Below are 16,511 nucleotides of genomic sequence, written 5' to 3'. Positions count from 1 at the left end.
GATCTTCGGTTGGCCAGTCACCAACCCGACAAAGCTCTTTGCCAGTTGTTGACCAAGTTGGATCCTGGAGTTATGGTCTAGACCACAATATCACCCTTCGCTCGCATCCGGTGACACCCCGCGGTCGCGCCTGACCGGCGTGCCGCGGCCGGATCGCGGGCATTCCCCGAAGGAGCTGGGATGAAAGCGAACCGGAAGATCCTCGCCGGCCTCGCGGGCGCCGTGCTCGCACCGGTGCTCGTGCTGATCGGGCCCGCCGGCATCGCGAGCGCCCACGGGTACGTCAACTCCCCCGCCAGCCGCCAGGCACAGTGCGCGCAGGGCGTGGTCGAGTGCGGCGCGATCAAGTACGAGCCGCAGAGCGTCGAAGGGCCGAAGGGCCTGCACAGCTGCGCCGGCGGGCACCAGGAGTACGCCGAGCTCGACGACAACTCGAAGCCGTGGCAGGCCGCGTCCGTCGGCAGCACGGTCACGTTCACGTGGACCTTCACCGCGCGTCACAGCACCGCGAGCTACGAGTACTTCATCGGGAACGAGCAGGTCGCGAGCTTCGACGGCCACAACCAGCAACCGCCGGAAACCGTGACGCACCAGGTGGATCTGAGCGGGCACACCGGCCGCCAAACCGTGCTCGCCGTGTGGAACATCGCCGACACGGCCAACGCGTTCTACTCCTGCATCGACCTGCAGGTCGGCTGACTCCCCGGAGGTGATCTCGGTGATTTCCCGGCGAACCTTCCTCGGCGCGTCCGCGGCCGCGGCGACTTTTCCCTTGTGGGGCAGCGGATCCGCGTGGGCCGCCACCCCGGACACCGTGAAGGTCGCGTTCGACGACCGCACCGGCGCGGGCCAGACCTACGCCTACGTCACGGGAATCGCACCCGACGGCCGCACCGTGCTCCTCAAGGCCGACGGCACGCCGTACTACCCGCCGTCACCCTCGGCGCCGCAGACCCCGCTCGCCGAGGACTGCGCCATCCCGGTGAACTCGCTGTCGCAGGTGAGCGTGCCGAAGATGGCGGGCGCGCGGATCTACGTGGTGACCGACGCGAAGCTCGACTTCTTCGTCAACCCCGGCCCCGCACTGGTGCACCCGAGCTTCGTGAACACCGCGGACCCGAACCACGGTCGCAACTGGTCGTTCTGCGAGTTCACCTTCAACGACGCCGTGCTGTTCGCCAACATCAGCTACGTCGACTTCGTCGCCATCCCGATGGGCCTGCACCTCACGACCATCGGCTCGGGCGACCAGACCGTGCCCGGCCTGCCCGCCGGCTCGCTCGGCCCGATCTGCGACGCGCTCAAGGCCCAGGGCGGTGCGTGGGCCGAGCTGGTCGACGCGGGTGCGGACGGGCGTCCGCTGCGCGCGTTGTCCGCGCAGCACCGCGCCGATCGCTTCGCCGGCTACCTCGACGGTTACCTCGCCTCGGTGTGGGAGAAGTACGCGGGCACCGACCTCACCGTCGACTCGCAGATCCCGGGGCTGGGGAAGTTCACCGGCCGCGTCGGCGGCGACGACGTCCTGACCTTCGGCAACGGCGAACGCTTCACCAAACCGGTCACGGCCGACGTGTGGAGCTGCAACAGCGGCCCGTTCGCGTTGAAGGACGGCGACAGCGCCGCCCGCAAGGCCATCGTCCCGCTTCTGGCGGCCGCACTGAACCGCACGACGCTGCTCGACAACCCGGACCAGCCCGACGCCGAAGACCCGGCGAAGTTCTACACCGCCGCGCAGACCAACCACTACGCCCGCATCGTCCACAGCCACCTGCCCGACAACCGCGGCTACGCCTTCCCCTACGACGACGTCTCCCCGGGCCCGGATTTCAGCGGCGCCGTGCAGGCGGGTGATCCGCACACGCTCACCATCACGATCAACGCGCTGCGCTGACGCACCCCGAAACTGTACTGTATGGTACAGACAGACGGCGGGCGCGAGGCCTGCTCCGGCGACGGGCCGAACCGATGCCACGCACCGATTTCCTGGTCACCACCGCATGGCTGGCCGAGCACCTGCACGACGCGGACGTCCGGGTCGTCGACATCCGCGGCTCCGTGCCGCCGCTGCCCGGCGAGGGCGCGTCGCAGCCCGCGGGCCTCGGCTACGAGAGCTCGGCCGACGAGTACGCCGCCGGCCACGTGCCGGGTGCGGTGTTCCTCGACTGGACGCGCGACATCGTCGACCCGGAAGACCCGGTGCCCGTGCAGGTGGCGACCGAGCGGCAGTTCGCCGACGCCATGGCGCGCGCCGGCATCGGCGACGAGCACCTCGTGGTGGCCTACGACACGCACCCGGCGTCGACCTTCGCCACGCGTCTGTGGTGGGCGCTGCACCACTACGGCCACCGGCGCGTGGTCGTGCTCGACGGCGGGTTCCCGAAGTGGCTGCGGGAGAACCGGCCCGTCGGCACCGCCGTGCCGGAGTACCCGCGCGCGGTGTTCACCCCGCGCCCGCGCCCCGAGCTGCGGGCCACGGCCGAGGACGTGCTGGCGGCTCTGGAGAAACCCGACGTGCAGCTCGTCGACGCGCGCGATCCCGGCCAGTACACCGGTGCGATCGCCCGGCCCGGCAACCGGCCCGGTCACATTCCCGGCGCCGTGAACGTGCCGCGCGAGGACCTCGTCGACCTCGGCACCGGCACCTGGCTGTCCGAGGCCGAGCTGATGGACCGCTTCGACGCCGCCGGCCTCGACCCGCGGCGGCCGATCCTGGCCTACTGCAACGGCGGCGTCGCGGCCTCGAGCGTCCTCTTCGGACTCGCGCTCGCCGGTTTTCCCCTGGGAACCAACTACGACGGCTCGTGGAACGAGTGGAGCGCCCGTGCCGACCTGCCCGTCGAAACCGCCTGAGGAGGCCACTGTGGTCACCGAGCTCGCCATCCTCACCGCCCTGCCCGGCGGCGAGGACGACCTGGGCCGCGCCATCGCCGCCGGTGTGCCTTACCTGCGCCGGCACCCGGACTGCCTCTCGGCGTCGGTGAGCCGGTGCCTGGAGGAACCCGGCCGCTTCACCGTGTCGGTGAACTGGACCTCGGTCGCGGCGCACGAACAGGGTTTTCGCGCGAGCCCGCTGTTTCGGCAGTGGATCGGTTCGATCGCGGGCCTGTTCGACCCCGCGTCGCTCGACACCCGCCACTACGAGCGCTACCCCGCGTAGATGCGCCCCGAACCGACCACGAGCCGCGGGCGCCGCACCCGCGAGAAGATCGTGACCACGGCCGCGCGGCTGATGCACGAACGCGGTCTCGGCGGCACGCCGCTGGAGGACGTGCTCGCCGAGAGCGGCACCGGAAAATCCCAGCTGTACCACTACTTCGGCGGCAAACACGACCTCGCCGTCGCCGTGCTGGAGCACCAGCTGGAGCGCGTGCTCGCCGCGCAGCCTTCCCTGCACGACGAGAACTGCGCCGACCTGCGCCGCTGGCGGGACGAGGTGCTGGCCGCGGCCACCGACAGCGGCTACGGCAACTGCCCGCTCGGCGCCTTCGTCGGCCAGGTCGACGACGACGCCGAGCTGCGCGCCACGCTCGCGCGCCTCTTCGACCGCTGGCTGGCCGCGATCACCACCCTCGTCCGCCGAGCCCAGGCGGCGGGCGCGGTCCGCCCGGACGCCTCCGCCGAGGACCTCGCCCTGGCGCTGCTCACCGCCCAGCAGGGCGGCACCGCGCTGTCGCATCTGCACGGTTCGCCCGAGGCCCTGGCCCGGTCCCTCGACCGGGTGCTGAGCAGCGTCAGCCCGTGAGGTCACCCTCGGCCGCGTTCTTCGCCGCGTAGAAGGCCAGCTTCTCCTCGTCGACCGTCACCCCGAGGCCTGGCCCGGTCGGCACGCGCAGCCGGCCGTTCTCCAGGTGCAGCGGCTCGACGATGTCGTCGACGTGCAGGTAGTACATGCTGTCGATCGCCCGCGACAGCACGGGCGTGCTCGCGACCACGGCGAGGTGCGCGGCCGTCGCGATGCCCAGCTCGCCGCCGCTGTGGAGGTTCATGCCGAGGCCGAACGTCTCGCAGTGCGCGGCCAGTGCCTTGGTGGCCGCGATGCCGCCCCACTTGTAGACGTCGCCGTGCACCACGTCCACGGCGCCGAGGCGCACCGCCGGGGCGAACTCCTCGAATCGCACCAAGCACATGTTGGTGCACAAGGGAATCCGCACCTTCGCGCGTACCTGGCTCATGCCGTCGATGCCCACGCACGGGTCTTCGAGGTACTCCAGGTCGAGCTCCTCCATCGCGAGCCCGGCGCGGATCGAGTCGGGCACCGACCACGCGGCGTTGGGGTCCACACGCAGCTCGACGTCGGGCAGCGCGCGCCGCAGCTCGCGCATGATCTTCACGTCGCCGAAGACGTCGGTGGTGCCCTTGAGCTTCACGGCCGAGAACCCGCCCTCGGCCACGACCTTCGCGGCGTGCTCGGCGATCCCCTGCGCCAGCTCAAGACCCTGCGCGCCCGGCGCGTCGGCGCGGGTCACGAGCGCGGTGATCGGCACCTCCTCGCGCACCGGCCCGCCCAGCAGGTCGGTCACGCGCTGCCCCGTGGCCTTGCCCATCACGTCCCAGCAGGCGACGTCGAGCGCCGCCAGAGCCGCGTAGCCCAGGTAGCCGTGGAAGAACGGCACCATGTGGTGGCGCCGGTGGAACGCTTCGAGCGCGAACGGGCTCCGGCCGATCAGCTCCGCGCCGAGCTGCCGGGTGAGCTCGGCGACCGGGCGGCCCCACATCGTCTCGCCCCAGCCCTCGAGCCCGGTGTCGGTGCGCAGCCGCACGACCGTGCGGGTCTCCCCCGTCTTGGTCTCGAACGAGCTGGTGAACGGGTTGGTCAACGGCAGGTTCACGACCTGCACGTCGACGTCGGTGATCTTCATGCCTCCCCTTCGGTGTGTGCGTGTTCACGAGTGGCGCTCGCGAAGGCGCGGATCGCGGCGGCCAGCGCCGCCGCCCGGCGGTCGAGCAGGTCGGCGCCGCGTTCGGCGGTCGCCGCGGTGGCGTCGTCGGTCGACCCGCCGACGCGGGCCCACTCGCCGTGGCGCTCGACCGTGAGCCCGGGGTAGGGCGGCCGGTCGAACAACGGCGGCGGGGCGATGTCCGGGCGCGGTGCGGCTTCGCGCACCAGGTCCGGTTCCGCGGCGAGCATCAGCGAGGTCTCGAACAGCCCAGCGTGCCCCGGCGAAGCGGCGTCCCCGATCGACCAGTACGAGCACGCGGCGAGCGCGACGTCGGCCTTCAGCGCGTACTGCTTCACCGCCAGGCGCATGATCTCGTCGTTGCCGCCGTGGCCGTTGACCACGAACACCCGGCGGAACCCGCTGCGCACGAGCGAGTCGAGCACGTCGGCGAGCACCGCCTGCAGCGTCGCGGCCGACAGCGACACCGCCGCGGCGAACAGGTGGTGCGGGCTGTGCCCGAACGGCAGCGCGGGCAGCCGCACGACCTCGGGCTCGCCGTCGAGCCGCGCGAGCGCGCCGTCGACCACGGCCTCGGCGAGCATCGTGTCGGTACCCATCGGCAGGTGGCCGGCGTGCTGCTCCTGCGAGCCGATCGGCAGCAGGGCGATGGCCGACGACGCGGCCGCGCGCACCTCCCGCCAGGTCATCCGCGTCAGTTCGGGCATGTGGGCTCCCCTCGTCGAGCCGGGCGTGGCATCGTGACCGCATGAGTTCCGGCGAACGGCCAGCACTGAGGCTGGTCCCGGCCCCGGCCACCGCCGAGGCTCCAGCGCCGCTGTTGGGCGCCGTCGAGCTGGTGCCCGGGCGCGTGCGCGCCGCGCTGCTCGACCTGTCGGGCACGGTCGTCTGGCAGGCCGAGGCGACCTACCCGCACGGCACGACCGACCCCGCTGAGATCGACGCCGCGCTCGCGTCGGCGACGCGCTTCCCCAGCCCGCCGACCGGGGTCGGGATCGCCGCCGCGGGCCTGGTCGACGCCGCGGCGGGCGTGATCATCGAGGTGCACGAAGTGCCCGCGCTGCACGGTTATCCGGTCGCCGACGTGCTGACCGGGCTCGTGGGTGTCCCCGTGCACGTGGAGCACCGCGCCCGCGTGCAGGTGCTCGGCGACCGCTGGTTCGGCCCGGGCCGCGGGCGCACGACGTTCGCGTCCGTGTCCACCGGCGAAGTGCTCGGCGTCGGCATCCTGTACGACGGCGAGGTGCTCGCCCCGCCCGGCGGGCGCAGCGGCGCGCACATGACGGTGGCCGCCAGCGGCCTGCCGTGCACCTGCGGCGCGCGGGGCTGCTGGAAAACCGTCGCCACCACGTCGTGGCTGCGAGCGGAAGCCGCACGGCGGGGCCTGGCCGGCCGCGGCGTGGCCGAGCTGGCCGGAGATCCGCTGCTGGAGGAGTACGCGGGCAACATCGCGCTCGGCCTGGTCAACATCCAGCAGCTGTTCGCGCCCGGCCTGTTCATCCTGCACGGCGAAGCGTCCGAAGGCGGCGAGGCCTTTCGGGCCCGCATCGAGCACCGGCTGCGCGAGGACTCGTCGTGGGCCACCGGCGCGGAACCCCCGCGGGTGCTGGTCGACACCGGCCCGGCCGACGACATCGTGCTGCTCGGCGGCGCGGGCCTGGTGCTGTCGCGGCACTGAGCTCACGACGCCACCCGTCGCCGGGCCCGCCGCGGGTCCGGGTCCGGCACGGCGTCGAGCAAACTCCGCGTGTACTCGTGGCCCGGCGCCGAGAAGAGCTGCCGTTTCGGCGCCAACTCCACGATCTTGCCCGCCCGCATCACCGCCACGCGGTCGGCGATCTGCTGCACCACCGCGAGGTTGTGCGACACGAACACGTACGTCAGCTCCAGCCGCGACTGGAGCTCGGCGAGCAGGTCGAGCACCTGTGCCTGCACCGACACGTCGAGGGCGCTCGTCGGCTCGTCCAGCACGACCAGCCGCGGTTCCAGCGCCAGCGCCCGGGCGATGGAGATGCGCTGACGCTGTCCGCCGGAGAACTCGTGCGGGTAGCGGTCCTGCACCTCGGGCGCGAGCCCCACGGCGTCGAGGAGCTCGCCGACCCGGGCGCGCAACCGCGTGCGGCCGCCGCGGCCCCGCAGGCCCCGCTCGTGCGTGACGAGCGGTTCCCCGACGATCTCGGTCACGCGCAGCCGCGGATTCATGCTGGAGTACGGATCCTGCAGCACCACCTGCATCTCGCGGCGCACCTTGCGCAGCTTCGCCGCCGGCAGCGCCGCCAGATCCGCTCCGTCGAAGCGGACGGAGCCGGTCGTCGGTTCTTCGAGCCGCAGCAGCAGCCGGGTCAGCGTCGTCTTGCCGGAGCCCGACTCGCCGACCACGGCGAGGGTCTCGCCGGCGACCACCTCGAGGTCGACGTCGTCGACGGCCGCGAGGGCGCCGTACTCCTTGCGCAGGCCCCGGATCTCGACCAGGTTCGTCATACCCGCTCCAGCTTCGGTGTGGCGCGCAGCAGCTCGCGCGTGTAGTCCTCCTGCGGTGTCTCGAACACCGGCAGCACGTCGCCGGTCTCGACGACCCGGCCCGAGCGCATCACCACGACCCGGTCGGCGACCTCGGCCACCACACCCAGGTCGTGGGTGATGAGCACGATCGCCATGCCGTGCCGGCGTTGCAGGTCCACGAGCAGCTCGAGGATCTGGGCCTGCACGGTCACGTCGAGCGCGGTCGTCGGCTCGTCGGCGATCAGCACCCGCGGCCGGCCGACGAGCGCCATCGCGATCATCACGCGCTGGCGCAGCCCGCCCGAAAGCTGGTGCGGGTACTGGGCCGCGCGCCGCTGCGGGTCCGGGATCCCGGCCTCGGCCAGCGCTTCGACGGCAGCTTTGGCCGCTTCGGCCCTGGATGCACTCGCGTGGCGGCGCAGGACTTCCGCGACCTGCGCACCCACGCGTTTCACCGGGTTCAGGCACGTCATCGGATCCTGGAACACCATGGCGACGTCGTTGCCGCGGATCTTCCGCAGATCCTTTTCGGACAGTCGCAGCACGTCACGCCCGTCGAGCAGCACCTCGCCCCGGTAGACGCACGGCGGTTCGGGGTTGAGCCGCAGCAGCGACAGGGCCGTGGCGGTCTTGCCGCTGCCCGACTCCCCCACCACCGCCAGGGTCTCACCCTCCTCCACGGCGAAGCTCACGCCGTCGACGGCGGTGACGGTGCCCGTGTCCAGCCGGAACTCGACCCGCAGGTCCTTGATCTCCACGAGGCTCATGAGCGGTACGCCTTCGGGTCCGCGACGTCGCGCAGGACGTCGCCGGTGATGTTGACGGCCAGCGCGGTGAGCATCAGCGCGATGCCGGGGAACACGGCGACCCACCACGACGTGCCCAGGTACAGCTGGCCGTCGCTGAGCATGCCGCCCCACGTCACCGTCTGCTTGGGCACCCCGAGGCCGAGGTAGCTCAGCGACGCCTCGGCCACGATCGCGGCGGCCACGTGCAGCGTGCCGATGGTCGCGAGCGGCGCCATCACGTTGGGCAGCAGGTGCCGGCGCATGATCGCGAGGTCGGTCACGCCGATCGCCCGCGCCTCCGTGACGAACTCCCTGGTGCGCAGGGAAAGCACCTCGGAGCGGATCACGCGGGCGTAGGACACCCAGCCCGTGAAGCCGAGCACGAGCACCACGTACCACAGGCCGGAACCGAGGAACCCGACGATCGCGAGCGCGAGCAGGATCGGCGGGAACGCGAGCTGGATGTCGGCCAGGCGCATGAGGATCCGGTCGAACCAGCCGCCGAGGAACCCGGCCACCAGCCCGATCGCGGCGCCGACGATCCCCGCCAGCAGCGCAGCGCAGGCACCGACGAGCAGCGAGATCCGGGCGCCGTAGAAGAGCCTCGACAGGATGTCGCGGCCGAGCTGGTCGGTGCCGAGCAGGTGGCTCGCGTCGCCACCCGACTCCCACGCCGGCGGGTGCAGGCGCACCAGCAGGTCCTGCGCGCCCGGGTCGTACGGCGAGATCAGCGGTGCGAACAGTGCGATGAGCACCATCAGCACCAACACGGTCACGGCGACCGCGCCCAGCCGGTTGCGCAGCATCGCGCGCACGGCGCTCGGCCGGGCCGACCGCGCGGCGGCGGCGACAGCGGTGATGGCGGTCATGACGTCACCCGCACCCTCGGGTCGAGAATCGTGTAGGACAGGTCCACCAGCAGGTTCACGATCACGAACGTGGCCGCGAAGAACAGCACCGCGGCCTGCACGAGCGGGAAGTCGCGGTTCTGGATCGCCTCGACCGTGAGCCGGCCGAGGCCGGGCCACGAGAACACCTGCTCGGTGAGGATCGCGCCGCCCAGCAGCGAGCCGACTTCGAGACCGACGACCGTGACCACGGGCAGCGCGGCGTTGCGCATGCCGTGGCCGAGCACGACGCCACCGGTGCCCAGGCCCTTCGCCTTCGCGGTGCGGATGAAGTCGGAGCCGAGCACGTCGATGAGCGACGAGCGCAGCAGCCGGGCGATCACCGCCACCGAGTACACGGCCAGCGTGACCGCCGGCAGGATCAGGTGCTCGATGCCGCCGTAGCCCGACGCGGGCAGGATCTTCAGCTGCACGGCGAAGATCAGGATCAGCAGGATCCCCACCCAGAAGGCCGGGGTGGACTGTCCGACGAGGACACCGGCCATCACGCCGGAGTCACCCGCGCGGCCGCGCCGCATCGCCGCGAAGGTGCCCGCGGGCACGGCGAGCGCCAGCGCCACGAGCAGCGCGGCCCCGGCCAGCTCCAGCGTCGCGGGGACCCGGGAGAAGAGCACGTCGGTCACCGGCTGGTCGTAGACGAGCGAAGTGCCCAGCTGCAGCCGCGGCAGGCCCGCCAGGTAGTCGAGGTACTGGGTGATCAGCGGCCGGTCGAGGCCGAGGCTCGCGCGCAGCGTCGCCTCCTGCGCCGCGGTGGCGTCGGGCGGCAGGATCAGCTTCACCGGGTCGCCCGAGAGCCGCACGAGCAGGAACGCCGCCGTGGCCACGAAGAACAGCACCACGATCGCCGTGAGCACCTTCGTCACGACCACCCGCAGCACCCCGGCGCCGGCCCGCGCGGGGGCTCGGACGGCGGTGGTGACCGGCGCCGTCACGGGGTCACCTTCGCCGAGGCCATGGCGAGCACGCCGACGACACCGGGCTGCCACGTCGGTCGCGTGTTGACCGCATAGGTGTTGTCGATCTGGTAGAGGAACACGAACGGCGCCTCCTGTTTGAGGAGTTTCTGCAGGGACGTGAACGCCTTCTGCCGGTCGGCGGGTGCGAGGGAGAGCTCCTCGGCGTCGACGAGGCGGTCGGCTTCGGGGTTGTGCCAGCGGCTCTGGCGCCGGTCGTGGCGCACGTTGGACTGCACGAGGCTCTCGGCGTCGAGCGTCCAACCGGTGCTGGCGGCGAGGTAGATCGGGCCGAGCGCGCTGCGGTTGTTCGACGTCAGCCGGCTCGTGTAGGTGCCCGAGTCCATCAGGTCGACCCGGGCCCGGACGCCGACCTTCGCCAGCAGTCCGGAAATGGCTTCGGCGATGTTGGAGTCGGCGGTGAGCGCGGTGATCGAGGTGTCGAACCCGTTCGGGAAACCGGCCTCCGCGAGCAGGCGCTTGGCTTCGCCGAGGTCGCGTGTGTACGGGGCGATCGACGGGTCGAAGCCGAACGACTCGCGCGGGAACATCGTCGGCACCTCGCGCGCCTTGCCGTCGAGCACCGCCTTGATCAGCAGCGGCACGTCCACGGCGTGGTTGAGCGCCTGGCGCACCCGCACGTCGCGCAGCGGGCCCTGGGTGGTGTCCAGCGACAGGTATGAGGTGCGGATGCCCGGGAAGTGGCGGATCTCGACACCCGGGTAGCCCTGGATCTGCAGCGCCGCGTCCGGGGTCAGCCCCGCGACGATGTCCACCTCGTCGCTCTGGAGCGAGGCGAGCGCCGACGACGGGTCGGCCATCGGCAGGAACACGAGCTCGTCGTAGGCCGGTCTGCCGCCCCAGTAGGCGGGGTTCGCGCGCATCCGCAGCTGGTGGTCGCGCTCGAACTCCTCGAAGGTGAACGGCCCGGTGCCCACCGGGTGCTTGGCGAAGCCCGCGGAACCGACCTGCTTCAGGTACTTCGGTGGCACCGCGACCCCGCCGAACAACGAGACCTTCGCGGGGATGATCGGGTCCGACATGCTGCACCGCAGGTCGACCGTGAGCGGATCGACGACGACGGCGTGCTTCACGTACCGCAGCTCGACGATCGGCGACTTCGTCGCGGGGTCGAGCAGCCGGTTGATGCTGAACGCGACCGCGGCCGCGTCGCACGGCTCGCCGTTGTGGAACTTCACGCCGGGCCGGAGCTTGAACCGCCAGGTCAGCGGGTCGGGCGCGGTCCAGGACAGCGCCAGGCCCGGCTTCAGCTGGTTGTCCGGACCTCGGGTGGTGAGCGTGTCGAACATGTTGATCAACACGTTCATCGAGGTCAGGTCGCCCTGCTTCTGCGGGTCCAGCGTCTTGGGGTCCGAGCTCTGGGCCACGCGCAGCACGTTGCCGGACGAGCCGGCGGCGCTGCCGCACGCGGTGAGCAGGCTCGGCAGCGCCAGTGCGGGCAGCGCGAGGCCGCCGAGCCGGAGAGCGTCGCGGCGGGACAGGCGGGGACGCGGAGCTGCCACGGGTGCCGACTCCTTTCGATCGTTTCGTGAAGTGAAAGACCGTTCCGTCAGACGGAATGCGATTGCGCTAAGGTAGGCGCCGTGACCAAGGCTGTCAACGACTCGGCGACCAGTCCCCGCGGCGCGGTGGACAAGGCGCTGGAAGTGCTGGCGACGCTCGCGCGCCCGGGTGGACCCCACCGGCTCGCCGACCTCGCGAAGGCCTGTGACCTGCCGAAACCCACCGCGCACCGGATGCTGCAGACGTTCGCGGACGCTGGTTTCGCGGCCTCGGCCGGCAGCGGTCGCTACAACGTCGGGCCGCGACTGCTCGGGTTGTCGGCCGCGGTGCTCGCGGGCAGCCACGCCACCCGCTCCGCCCGGCCCGTGCTGGCCGACCTGCGGCGACGCACCGGGCACACGGTGCACTACGCGGTGCGCCACGCCGACCGGGCAGTGTACGTGGAGAAGCTGGAGCCGGAGCAGGCGTACCGGCTGAACACGCGGCCGGGTGGCGAAGTGCCGCTGTACTGCACCGGCGTCGGGCGCGCGATCCTGTCCCGGCTGCCCGACGCCGACGTCGCCGCGGTGCTCAACGCGGCGCCGCTGCGTGCGTGGACCGCGAAGACACTCACGGATCCGGCGGAGATCCGTGCGTCACTCGCCACTGTGGACAGTCTCGGCTACGTCGTCGACGACGAGCAGTACGAGGCCCACGTGCGCTGCGTGGCGGCGCCGGTGGTCGACGCCGCCGGGGAGGTCACCGGGGCGGTAAGCGTGTCGGGCCTGACCTTCACGCTGCAGCCGGACGCGTTCGCCGAGCTCGGGCCGCTCGTCGCGGAGGCGGCGAACCGGATCTCGGCCAAGCTCGGGCCGGCCACGTTGCAGGCGGTGTCCGATGAGGACTGAACTCGGCTCGATGCTGCTGCGCGCCCGGGAAGCCGGCGTGTTCTCGGCTGCCGCGTGGTCCGTGGGCACGGCCGACGGCGCGCTCGACCGGGGTGTGCTCGGCACGCGCTGGCACGACGGGCCGGAGGCGACCGAGGACAGCCGCTGGGACCTCGCGTCGGTGACGAAGCCGATCGTCGGGATCGTCGTGGTGGCCCTGGCCGAACGCGGTCTGCTCGACCTCGACGACCCGCTCCCCCGCCACCTGCCGGCGTACGCGGGTGGCGACAAGGCGCTCGTCACCGTGCGGCAGCTGCTCACGCACACGTCCGGATTGCCGGGCGGGACGCCGCTCTACCGCGAGCACACCACGCGCGCCGCGCTGCTGGAGGCGATCCGTACCGGACCGCTGCGATCGGAGCCGGGCACGCGGGTCGAGTACTCGTCGCAGGGGTTCATCCTGCTCGGGCTCATCGCCGAGGTCGCGAGCGGCGCACCGCTCGACGAACTCGTGACCGACCTCGTGGCGCGACCGGCCGGGCTCGAAGCCACCGGTTTCGGCCCGGCGAAAGGATTGCTGGCCGACGCGGTGGCCACTGAGGACTGTCCGTGGCGCGGCCGGGTCGTGTGTGGACAGGTGCATGACGAGAACGCCGTGGTACTGGGCGGAGTGTGCGGGCACGCCGGGCTGTTCGCCCCGCTCGGTGACGTCGAACGGCTGGGGCAGGTGCTCGCCGGCGGCGCGCAGGCACTGCTCAAACCCGCGTCGCACGCGGAGATGATCGCCTGCCACACACAAGGACTCGCGCTGCGCCGCGGGCTCGCGTGGCAGGGCCTCGACGTGCCGGGCTCCCCCGTCGGCACCGCGCTGGAGCCCACGTCCTACGGCCACACCGGCTTCACCGGCACCAGCCTGTGGGTGGAGCCGGACCGCGGCCGGTACTACGTGCTGCTGACCAACCGCGTGCACCCGTCGCGAGCCACCCCGGGAATCGAGCGGGTGCGGCGTGAGTTCCACGGTTCGGCCGTCCTGCTCTGATCCCGGATCCTGGACACTCGGGAAACTGTTCCGCTTCGGAAGTCGTTGGCGGAGAACGACATCTCTTGTGTCATGTCCGGTTTGCGGCTTTTCCGCCCAACGGCTGGACCACGATCCACTCCCTACTTTCGGCGCTTCTGGGTTTTCCGCCTGAATCCGAAACTCTTCCCACGGGCCACTCGGGTTGGTCCTCCGTGCGGAAGGTGGACCGGATGTCTTCGAAACGACTGGCCGTGCTGGCGACAGCCGTGACGGCGTCATCGATCCTCGTGGCCGCGGGTGCCGCGAACGCGTCGCCCCGGCAGACCGACCAGGTGAGCACCGACTCCCTCGGCCGCGTCATCGCCGTGCAACCCGCGGCGCCGCTGGCCGCCGCGCGCGGTCTCGCCGGCAACGCCGCCGCGGCCGCCCGGTCGCACACCGCGGACCTGGCCCGGCAGTTCGGTCTTTCCGTCGGCGACCTCGCGCTCACCAGCGTGCAGTCCGTGCCGGGTGGCAGCATCGCGCGCCTGCAGCAGAAGGTGGGCGGCGTGCCGGTGTACGGCGCGCAGATCGTGCAGGACCTCGACGGCAGCGGCGCGCTCATGGCCGCGCTCGGCAAGACCACGCGGCGCACGCAGGGCGCGTTCCCGGCCGACGCGAAGGGCGCCCAGGCCCGCGCGGCCCGATCGGCACACGACGCCGTGGCGGAGAAGGACGCCGGCGCGATCAAGACCGGCGCTGAAACGGCTTACTGGTACGACGCGAGCCTCGGCGGGGAGGGCACGAGCGCCACCGCCGTGCCGACCTATTTCGTGCCCGTCAACGGCGTGGACCCCGAGGACAAGTGGACGGTCGTCGTCGGCGCCGACACCGGCCAGGTGCTGCAGGTGCGGGGCGACTCGCACGCCGCCACCAACCGCGTGGTGTGCGACGCCAAGCGCAAGGTCGTGGACCTCGACATCGCCACCCTGGCCGACCTGCGCTGCGGCGTGGGCACCGCGTTCGGCGTCACGCGCGCCGAGGGCCAGGCCGCGGTCGCGACGGCGGACGTGAACAGCGTGTACGACTTCTTCGGCAAGGCGCAGGACTTCTATTCCCAGTTCGCCTCCTACGACCTCACCGCCAACATCGGCGCCGATTACCACGACGGCAAGGGCAAGGCGCTGCGCGGCACCGTGCGCATGTGCGAGGTCGAGACCGAAAGCGACGGCCGCCGCCACACGCAGTGCCCGTGGGCCAACGCGTTCTGGGAGGGCGAGCAGATGGCCTTCGGCGAGGGCGTGACCACAATGGACATCACCGGGCACGAGCTCACCCACGGCGTCACCCAGCACACCTCGCAGCTCGGCAGCGGCTACGCGGGCGCGCTCAACGAGGGCATGTCCGACGTGATGGGCCAGTTCATCGCCATCAAGGCCGGTGACGTCAACGTGCAGGGCGCCAACCGCTGGCTGATGGGCGCGGGCTCGTCGATCGGGCAGGTGCGCGACATGAAGAACCCGCCGAACTCCGGCGAAGGTCCCAGCCCCGATCGCGTGAACGGGCAGTACTGGGTCGGCGCGAACGGTGACCCGCACATCAACGCCGGCGTCGTCGACAAGACCGACTTCCTCATCACCGACGGCGCGACCTTCAACGGCCAGACCGTGCGCGGCATCGGGGAGAACAAGGCCATCGCGCTGTGGTGGAAGGTCGAGAACCTGCTGCGCCCCACGTCCACCTTCAGGGACCTCGGCACGGCGCTGAACTCCGCCTGCTCCACCAACGCCCGCACCGGCATCGCCGGCACCACCACGGCCGACTGCACCCAGGTGGCCAACGCGGTGAAGGCAACGCAGCTCAACCTGGCTCCGTGAGGGATTTCTCTCCCGGCCGCTGCCGGCGCTCGGTTTTCCGGGCGCCGGCAGCCTTTTGCGGCGACGTCGCGAACCTGCCGGCGTGTGTGGTGGTGCTGGCGCACCATGGAGCCTGTGTCACTCCTGCGAAAGCAGCTGCGCGAGCACGGCGGCCTGGCTGATGTCGAGCGCCCGGCTCGCGGTCAGCAGCGTGAGCGGTCCTTTCGCGGCCAGGGCCCGCAGGTCGGCCAGGGCGTCGGCGGCCGGGCCGGGTTCCGCGAGCTCCGCGCGGTAGCGGCGGGTGAACTCGGCGAAGCGGTCGGGGTCGTGGCCGTACCACTTGCGCAGCTCGGTGGTCGGGGCGACGGCCTTGCACCAGTCGTCGAGGGCGGCCTTCGCCTTGGCCAGGCCGCGGGGCCAGACGCGGTCCACCAGGACTCGGGTTCCGTCGCCGGGGGCGGCGGGGTCGTAGACGCGGGCGATGTGCACCATCACGTCATTGTCCACGGTGGTGTCGCGCACCGCCGGGGCGATCGTGGCTAGCGCGCCCGGGCCCGCCTGCAACCGCGTGACGCCGCCGGGCGAGATCGTCGCGATCCCGCTGCGCGGCGCGGGGACGGGCAACCGCGGCATCCTCCACTCCGGACGCGAGATCGTGCGCTCCCACGCGAGCGATCTGTGGCTCACCTGCCGGCTCGAGTTCCGCGGCCGGTGGCGTGAGCAGTGGCTGCCGCACCGCTACACGCACCTGTACTTCCACGACGAGGCGGTGTCGTTCGCGGCCGGTCACCGGCCGTGTGGGGAGTGCCGGCGTTCGTCGTACGTGCGTTACCGCGACGGGTGGGCCTCGGCGCTGGCGGTGCCCCCGCCGTCCGCTCGGGAGATGAACCGGCGGCTGCACGGGGAACGGCTCGCCGGTGGCCGGCTGCGGGTGCACTCCCAGTCGTGGGCCGGGCTGCCGGCCGGGGTGTTCGTGCTGCGTGACGGCGTGCCCGCGGTGGTCGTCGACGGTGGCCTCACGGCGTGGACGACGTCGGGCTACGGTGCCCGGCACCCACTGCCCCGACGCGGAACCGCCCAGGTCATCACCCCACCCGCGACGATCGCCGTGCTACGCGCCGGTTATCCGGTGCAGATCGATGCTTCGGCATTGAGGTCTGGCCACTGAGGTTTCGGCGCTGAGGTTTCGGCGCTGAGGTTTTGGCGCTGAGGTTTC

18 protein-coding genes are annotated in these 16,511 nt (G+C 71.8%); 10 read left to right on the top strand and 8 right to left on the bottom strand.

The genetic code is table 11. The features are described 5' to 3' along the window. The first annotated feature begins 180 nt into the window (after positions 1–180). The 5 genes from ACWEOE_RS22980 to ACWEOE_RS22960 all read left to right on the top strand — a co-directional run bounded on the left by ACWEOE_RS22980 (position 181) and on the right by ACWEOE_RS22960 (position 3,742). Positions 181–699, top strand: coding sequence for a lytic polysaccharide monooxygenase auxiliary activity family 9 protein (locus tag ACWEOE_RS22980; RefSeq protein ID WP_452012358.1), 519 nt, complete (start codon positions 181–183; stop codon positions 697–699). Between the two features lie 19 nt (positions 700–718). After that, on the top strand, positions 719–1,891 hold the full coding sequence (locus tag ACWEOE_RS22975; protein WP_452012356.1) for a glycoside hydrolase family 64 protein: 1,173 nt from the start codon (positions 719–721) through the stop codon (positions 1,889–1,891). A 74-nt stretch (positions 1,892–1,965) separates the two neighbouring features. Next, a complete protein-coding gene (locus ACWEOE_RS22970) occupies positions 1,966–2,850 on the top strand; it encodes a sulfurtransferase (RefSeq protein WP_452012355.1) in 885 nt (294 codons plus the stop codon). Positions 2,851–2,860: 10 nt separating this feature from the next. Beyond that, complete coding sequence (locus tag ACWEOE_RS22965) at positions 2,861–3,157, top strand: putative quinol monooxygenase (RefSeq protein ID WP_452012353.1); 297 nt, start codon at positions 2,861–2,863, stop codon at positions 3,155–3,157. After that, on the top strand, positions 3,158–3,742 hold the full coding sequence (locus ACWEOE_RS22960; protein WP_452012352.1) for a TetR/AcrR family transcriptional regulator: 585 nt from the start codon (positions 3,158–3,160) through the stop codon (positions 3,740–3,742). Here the strand turns inward: ACWEOE_RS22960 and ACWEOE_RS22955 are convergent. After that, a complete protein-coding gene (locus tag ACWEOE_RS22955) occupies positions 3,732–4,859 on the bottom strand; it encodes a mandelate racemase/muconate lactonizing enzyme family protein (RefSeq protein ID WP_452012351.1) in 1,128 nt (375 codons plus the stop codon). The genes ACWEOE_RS22960 and ACWEOE_RS22955 overlap by 11 nt on opposite strands. Further along, positions 4,856–5,605, bottom strand: coding sequence for a creatininase family protein (locus ACWEOE_RS22950; RefSeq protein ID WP_452012349.1), 750 nt, complete (start codon positions 5,603–5,605; stop codon positions 4,856–4,858). The genes ACWEOE_RS22955 and ACWEOE_RS22950 overlap by 4 nt, the downstream gene beginning before the upstream one ends. A 41-nt stretch (positions 5,606–5,646) precedes the next feature. On the opposite strand from ACWEOE_RS22950, the gene ACWEOE_RS22945 reads away from it, so the two are divergent. Continuing rightward, positions 5,647–6,576, top strand: coding sequence for an ROK family protein (locus ACWEOE_RS22945; protein ID WP_452012348.1), 930 nt, complete (start codon positions 5,647–5,649; stop codon positions 6,574–6,576). A 2-nt stretch (positions 6,577–6,578) separates the two neighbouring features. Here ACWEOE_RS22945 and ACWEOE_RS22940 read toward each other — a convergent pair whose 3' ends face one another. The 5 genes from ACWEOE_RS22940 to ACWEOE_RS22920 are packed head-to-tail and all read right to left on the bottom strand — an operon-like array spanning position 6,579 to position 11,572. Then, a complete protein-coding gene (locus ACWEOE_RS22940; RefSeq protein ID WP_452012347.1) occupies positions 6,579–7,379 on the bottom strand; it encodes an ATP-binding cassette domain-containing protein in 801 nt (266 codons plus the stop codon). Next, complete coding sequence (locus ACWEOE_RS22935) at positions 7,376–8,167, bottom strand: ATP-binding cassette domain-containing protein (protein ID WP_452012346.1); 792 nt, start codon at positions 8,165–8,167, stop codon at positions 7,376–7,378. The genes ACWEOE_RS22940 and ACWEOE_RS22935 overlap by 4 nt, the downstream gene beginning before the upstream one ends. Then, positions 8,164–9,057: an ABC transporter permease gene (locus ACWEOE_RS22930; protein ID WP_452012344.1), complete on the bottom strand. Its 894-nt coding sequence runs from the start codon at positions 9,055–9,057 to the stop codon at positions 8,164–8,166. The genes ACWEOE_RS22935 and ACWEOE_RS22930 overlap by 4 nt, the downstream gene beginning before the upstream one ends. Continuing rightward, positions 9,054–10,028 carry an ABC transporter permease gene (locus ACWEOE_RS22925; protein ID WP_452012343.1) on the bottom strand — a complete coding sequence of 325 codons (975 nt, stop codon included), beginning with the start codon at positions 10,026–10,028 and terminating at the stop codon, positions 9,054–9,056. Before ACWEOE_RS22925 ends, ACWEOE_RS22930 begins: the two co-directional genes overlap by 4 nt. Continuing rightward, positions 10,025–11,572, bottom strand: coding sequence for an ABC transporter substrate-binding protein (locus ACWEOE_RS22920; protein ID WP_452012341.1), 1,548 nt, complete (start codon positions 11,570–11,572; stop codon positions 10,025–10,027). The genes ACWEOE_RS22925 and ACWEOE_RS22920 overlap by 4 nt, the downstream gene beginning before the upstream one ends. Before the next feature lie 81 nt (positions 11,573–11,653). Between ACWEOE_RS22920 and ACWEOE_RS22915 the strand changes: the two genes are divergently transcribed. The 3 genes from ACWEOE_RS22915 to ACWEOE_RS22905 all read left to right on the top strand — a co-directional run bounded on the left by ACWEOE_RS22915 (position 11,654) and on the right by ACWEOE_RS22905 (position 15,316). After that, positions 11,654–12,460, top strand: a complete 807-nt coding sequence (locus ACWEOE_RS22915) for an IclR family transcriptional regulator (protein WP_452012340.1) — start codon at positions 11,654–11,656, stop codon at positions 12,458–12,460. Next, positions 12,450–13,478, top strand: a complete 1,029-nt coding sequence (locus ACWEOE_RS22910) for a serine hydrolase domain-containing protein (protein WP_452012339.1) — start codon at positions 12,450–12,452, stop codon at positions 13,476–13,478. Before ACWEOE_RS22915 ends, ACWEOE_RS22910 begins: the two co-directional genes overlap by 11 nt. A gap of 212 nt (positions 13,479–13,690) precedes the next feature. Continuing rightward, entirely contained in the window at positions 13,691–15,316 is a 1,626-nt protein-coding gene (locus ACWEOE_RS22905; RefSeq protein WP_452012337.1) for a M4 family metallopeptidase, read from the top strand. Between the two features lie 117 nt (positions 15,317–15,433). Here ACWEOE_RS22905 and ACWEOE_RS22900 read toward each other — a convergent pair whose 3' ends face one another. Further along, on the bottom strand, positions 15,434–15,787 hold the full coding sequence (locus ACWEOE_RS22900) for a DUF488 domain-containing protein (RefSeq protein ID WP_452012335.1): 354 nt from the start codon (positions 15,785–15,787) through the stop codon (positions 15,434–15,436). Between ACWEOE_RS22900 and ACWEOE_RS22895 the strand changes: the two genes are divergently transcribed. Continuing rightward, positions 15,777–16,463 (top strand): hypothetical protein, encoded by a 687-nt coding sequence (locus ACWEOE_RS22895; protein WP_452012334.1) that lies wholly within the window; start codon positions 15,777–15,779, stop codon positions 16,461–16,463. The genes ACWEOE_RS22900 and ACWEOE_RS22895 overlap by 11 nt on opposite strands. Positions 16,464–16,511: the final 48 nt, after the last annotated feature.

The organism is Amycolatopsis sp. NPDC004368 (assembly GCF_053602515.1).
Note: the sequence above shows the minus strand (reverse complement) of the source record. Positions and strands in the feature narration are given on the sequence as shown.

Bases quoted from the DNA above. Each gene is read 5' to 3' on its own strand.
- ACWEOE_RS22980 (WP_452012358.1), top strand. From the start codon at position 181: ATGAAAGCGAACCGGAAGATCCTCGCCGGCCTCGCGGGCGCCGTGCTC.
- ACWEOE_RS22970 (WP_452012355.1), top strand. From the start codon at position 1,966: ATGCCACGCACCGATTTCCTGGTCACCACCGCATGGCTGGCCGAGCAC.
- ACWEOE_RS22960 (WP_452012352.1), top strand. From the start codon at position 3,158: ATGCGCCCCGAACCGACCACGAGCCGCGGGCGCCGCACCCGCGAGAAG.
- ACWEOE_RS22955 (WP_452012351.1), bottom strand. From the start codon at position 4,859: ATGAAGATCACCGACGTCGACGTGCAGGTCGTGAACCTGCCGTTGACC.
- ACWEOE_RS22950 (WP_452012349.1), bottom strand. From the start codon at position 5,605: ATGCCCGAACTGACGCGGATGACCTGGCGGGAGGTGCGCGCGGCCGCG.
- ACWEOE_RS22945 (WP_452012348.1), top strand. From the start codon at position 5,647: ATGAGTTCCGGCGAACGGCCAGCACTGAGGCTGGTCCCGGCCCCGGCC.
- ACWEOE_RS22940 (WP_452012347.1), bottom strand. From the start codon at position 7,379: ATGACGAACCTGGTCGAGATCCGGGGCCTGCGCAAGGAGTACGGCGCC.
- ACWEOE_RS22935 (WP_452012346.1), bottom strand. From the start codon at position 8,167: ATGAGCCTCGTGGAGATCAAGGACCTGCGGGTCGAGTTCCGGCTGGAC.
- ACWEOE_RS22930 (WP_452012344.1), bottom strand. From the start codon at position 9,057: ATGACCGCCATCACCGCTGTCGCCGCCGCCGCGCGGTCGGCCCGGCCG.
- ACWEOE_RS22910 (WP_452012339.1), top strand. From the start codon at position 12,450: ATGAGGACTGAACTCGGCTCGATGCTGCTGCGCGCCCGGGAAGCCGGC.
- ACWEOE_RS22905 (WP_452012337.1), top strand. From the start codon at position 13,691: ATGTCTTCGAAACGACTGGCCGTGCTGGCGACAGCCGTGACGGCGTCA.
- ACWEOE_RS22895 (WP_452012334.1), top strand. From the start codon at position 15,777: ATGTGCACCATCACGTCATTGTCCACGGTGGTGTCGCGCACCGCCGGG.
- ACWEOE_RS22900 (WP_452012335.1), bottom strand. From the start codon at position 15,787: ATGGTGCACATCGCCCGCGTCTACGACCCCGCCGCCCCCGGCGACGGA.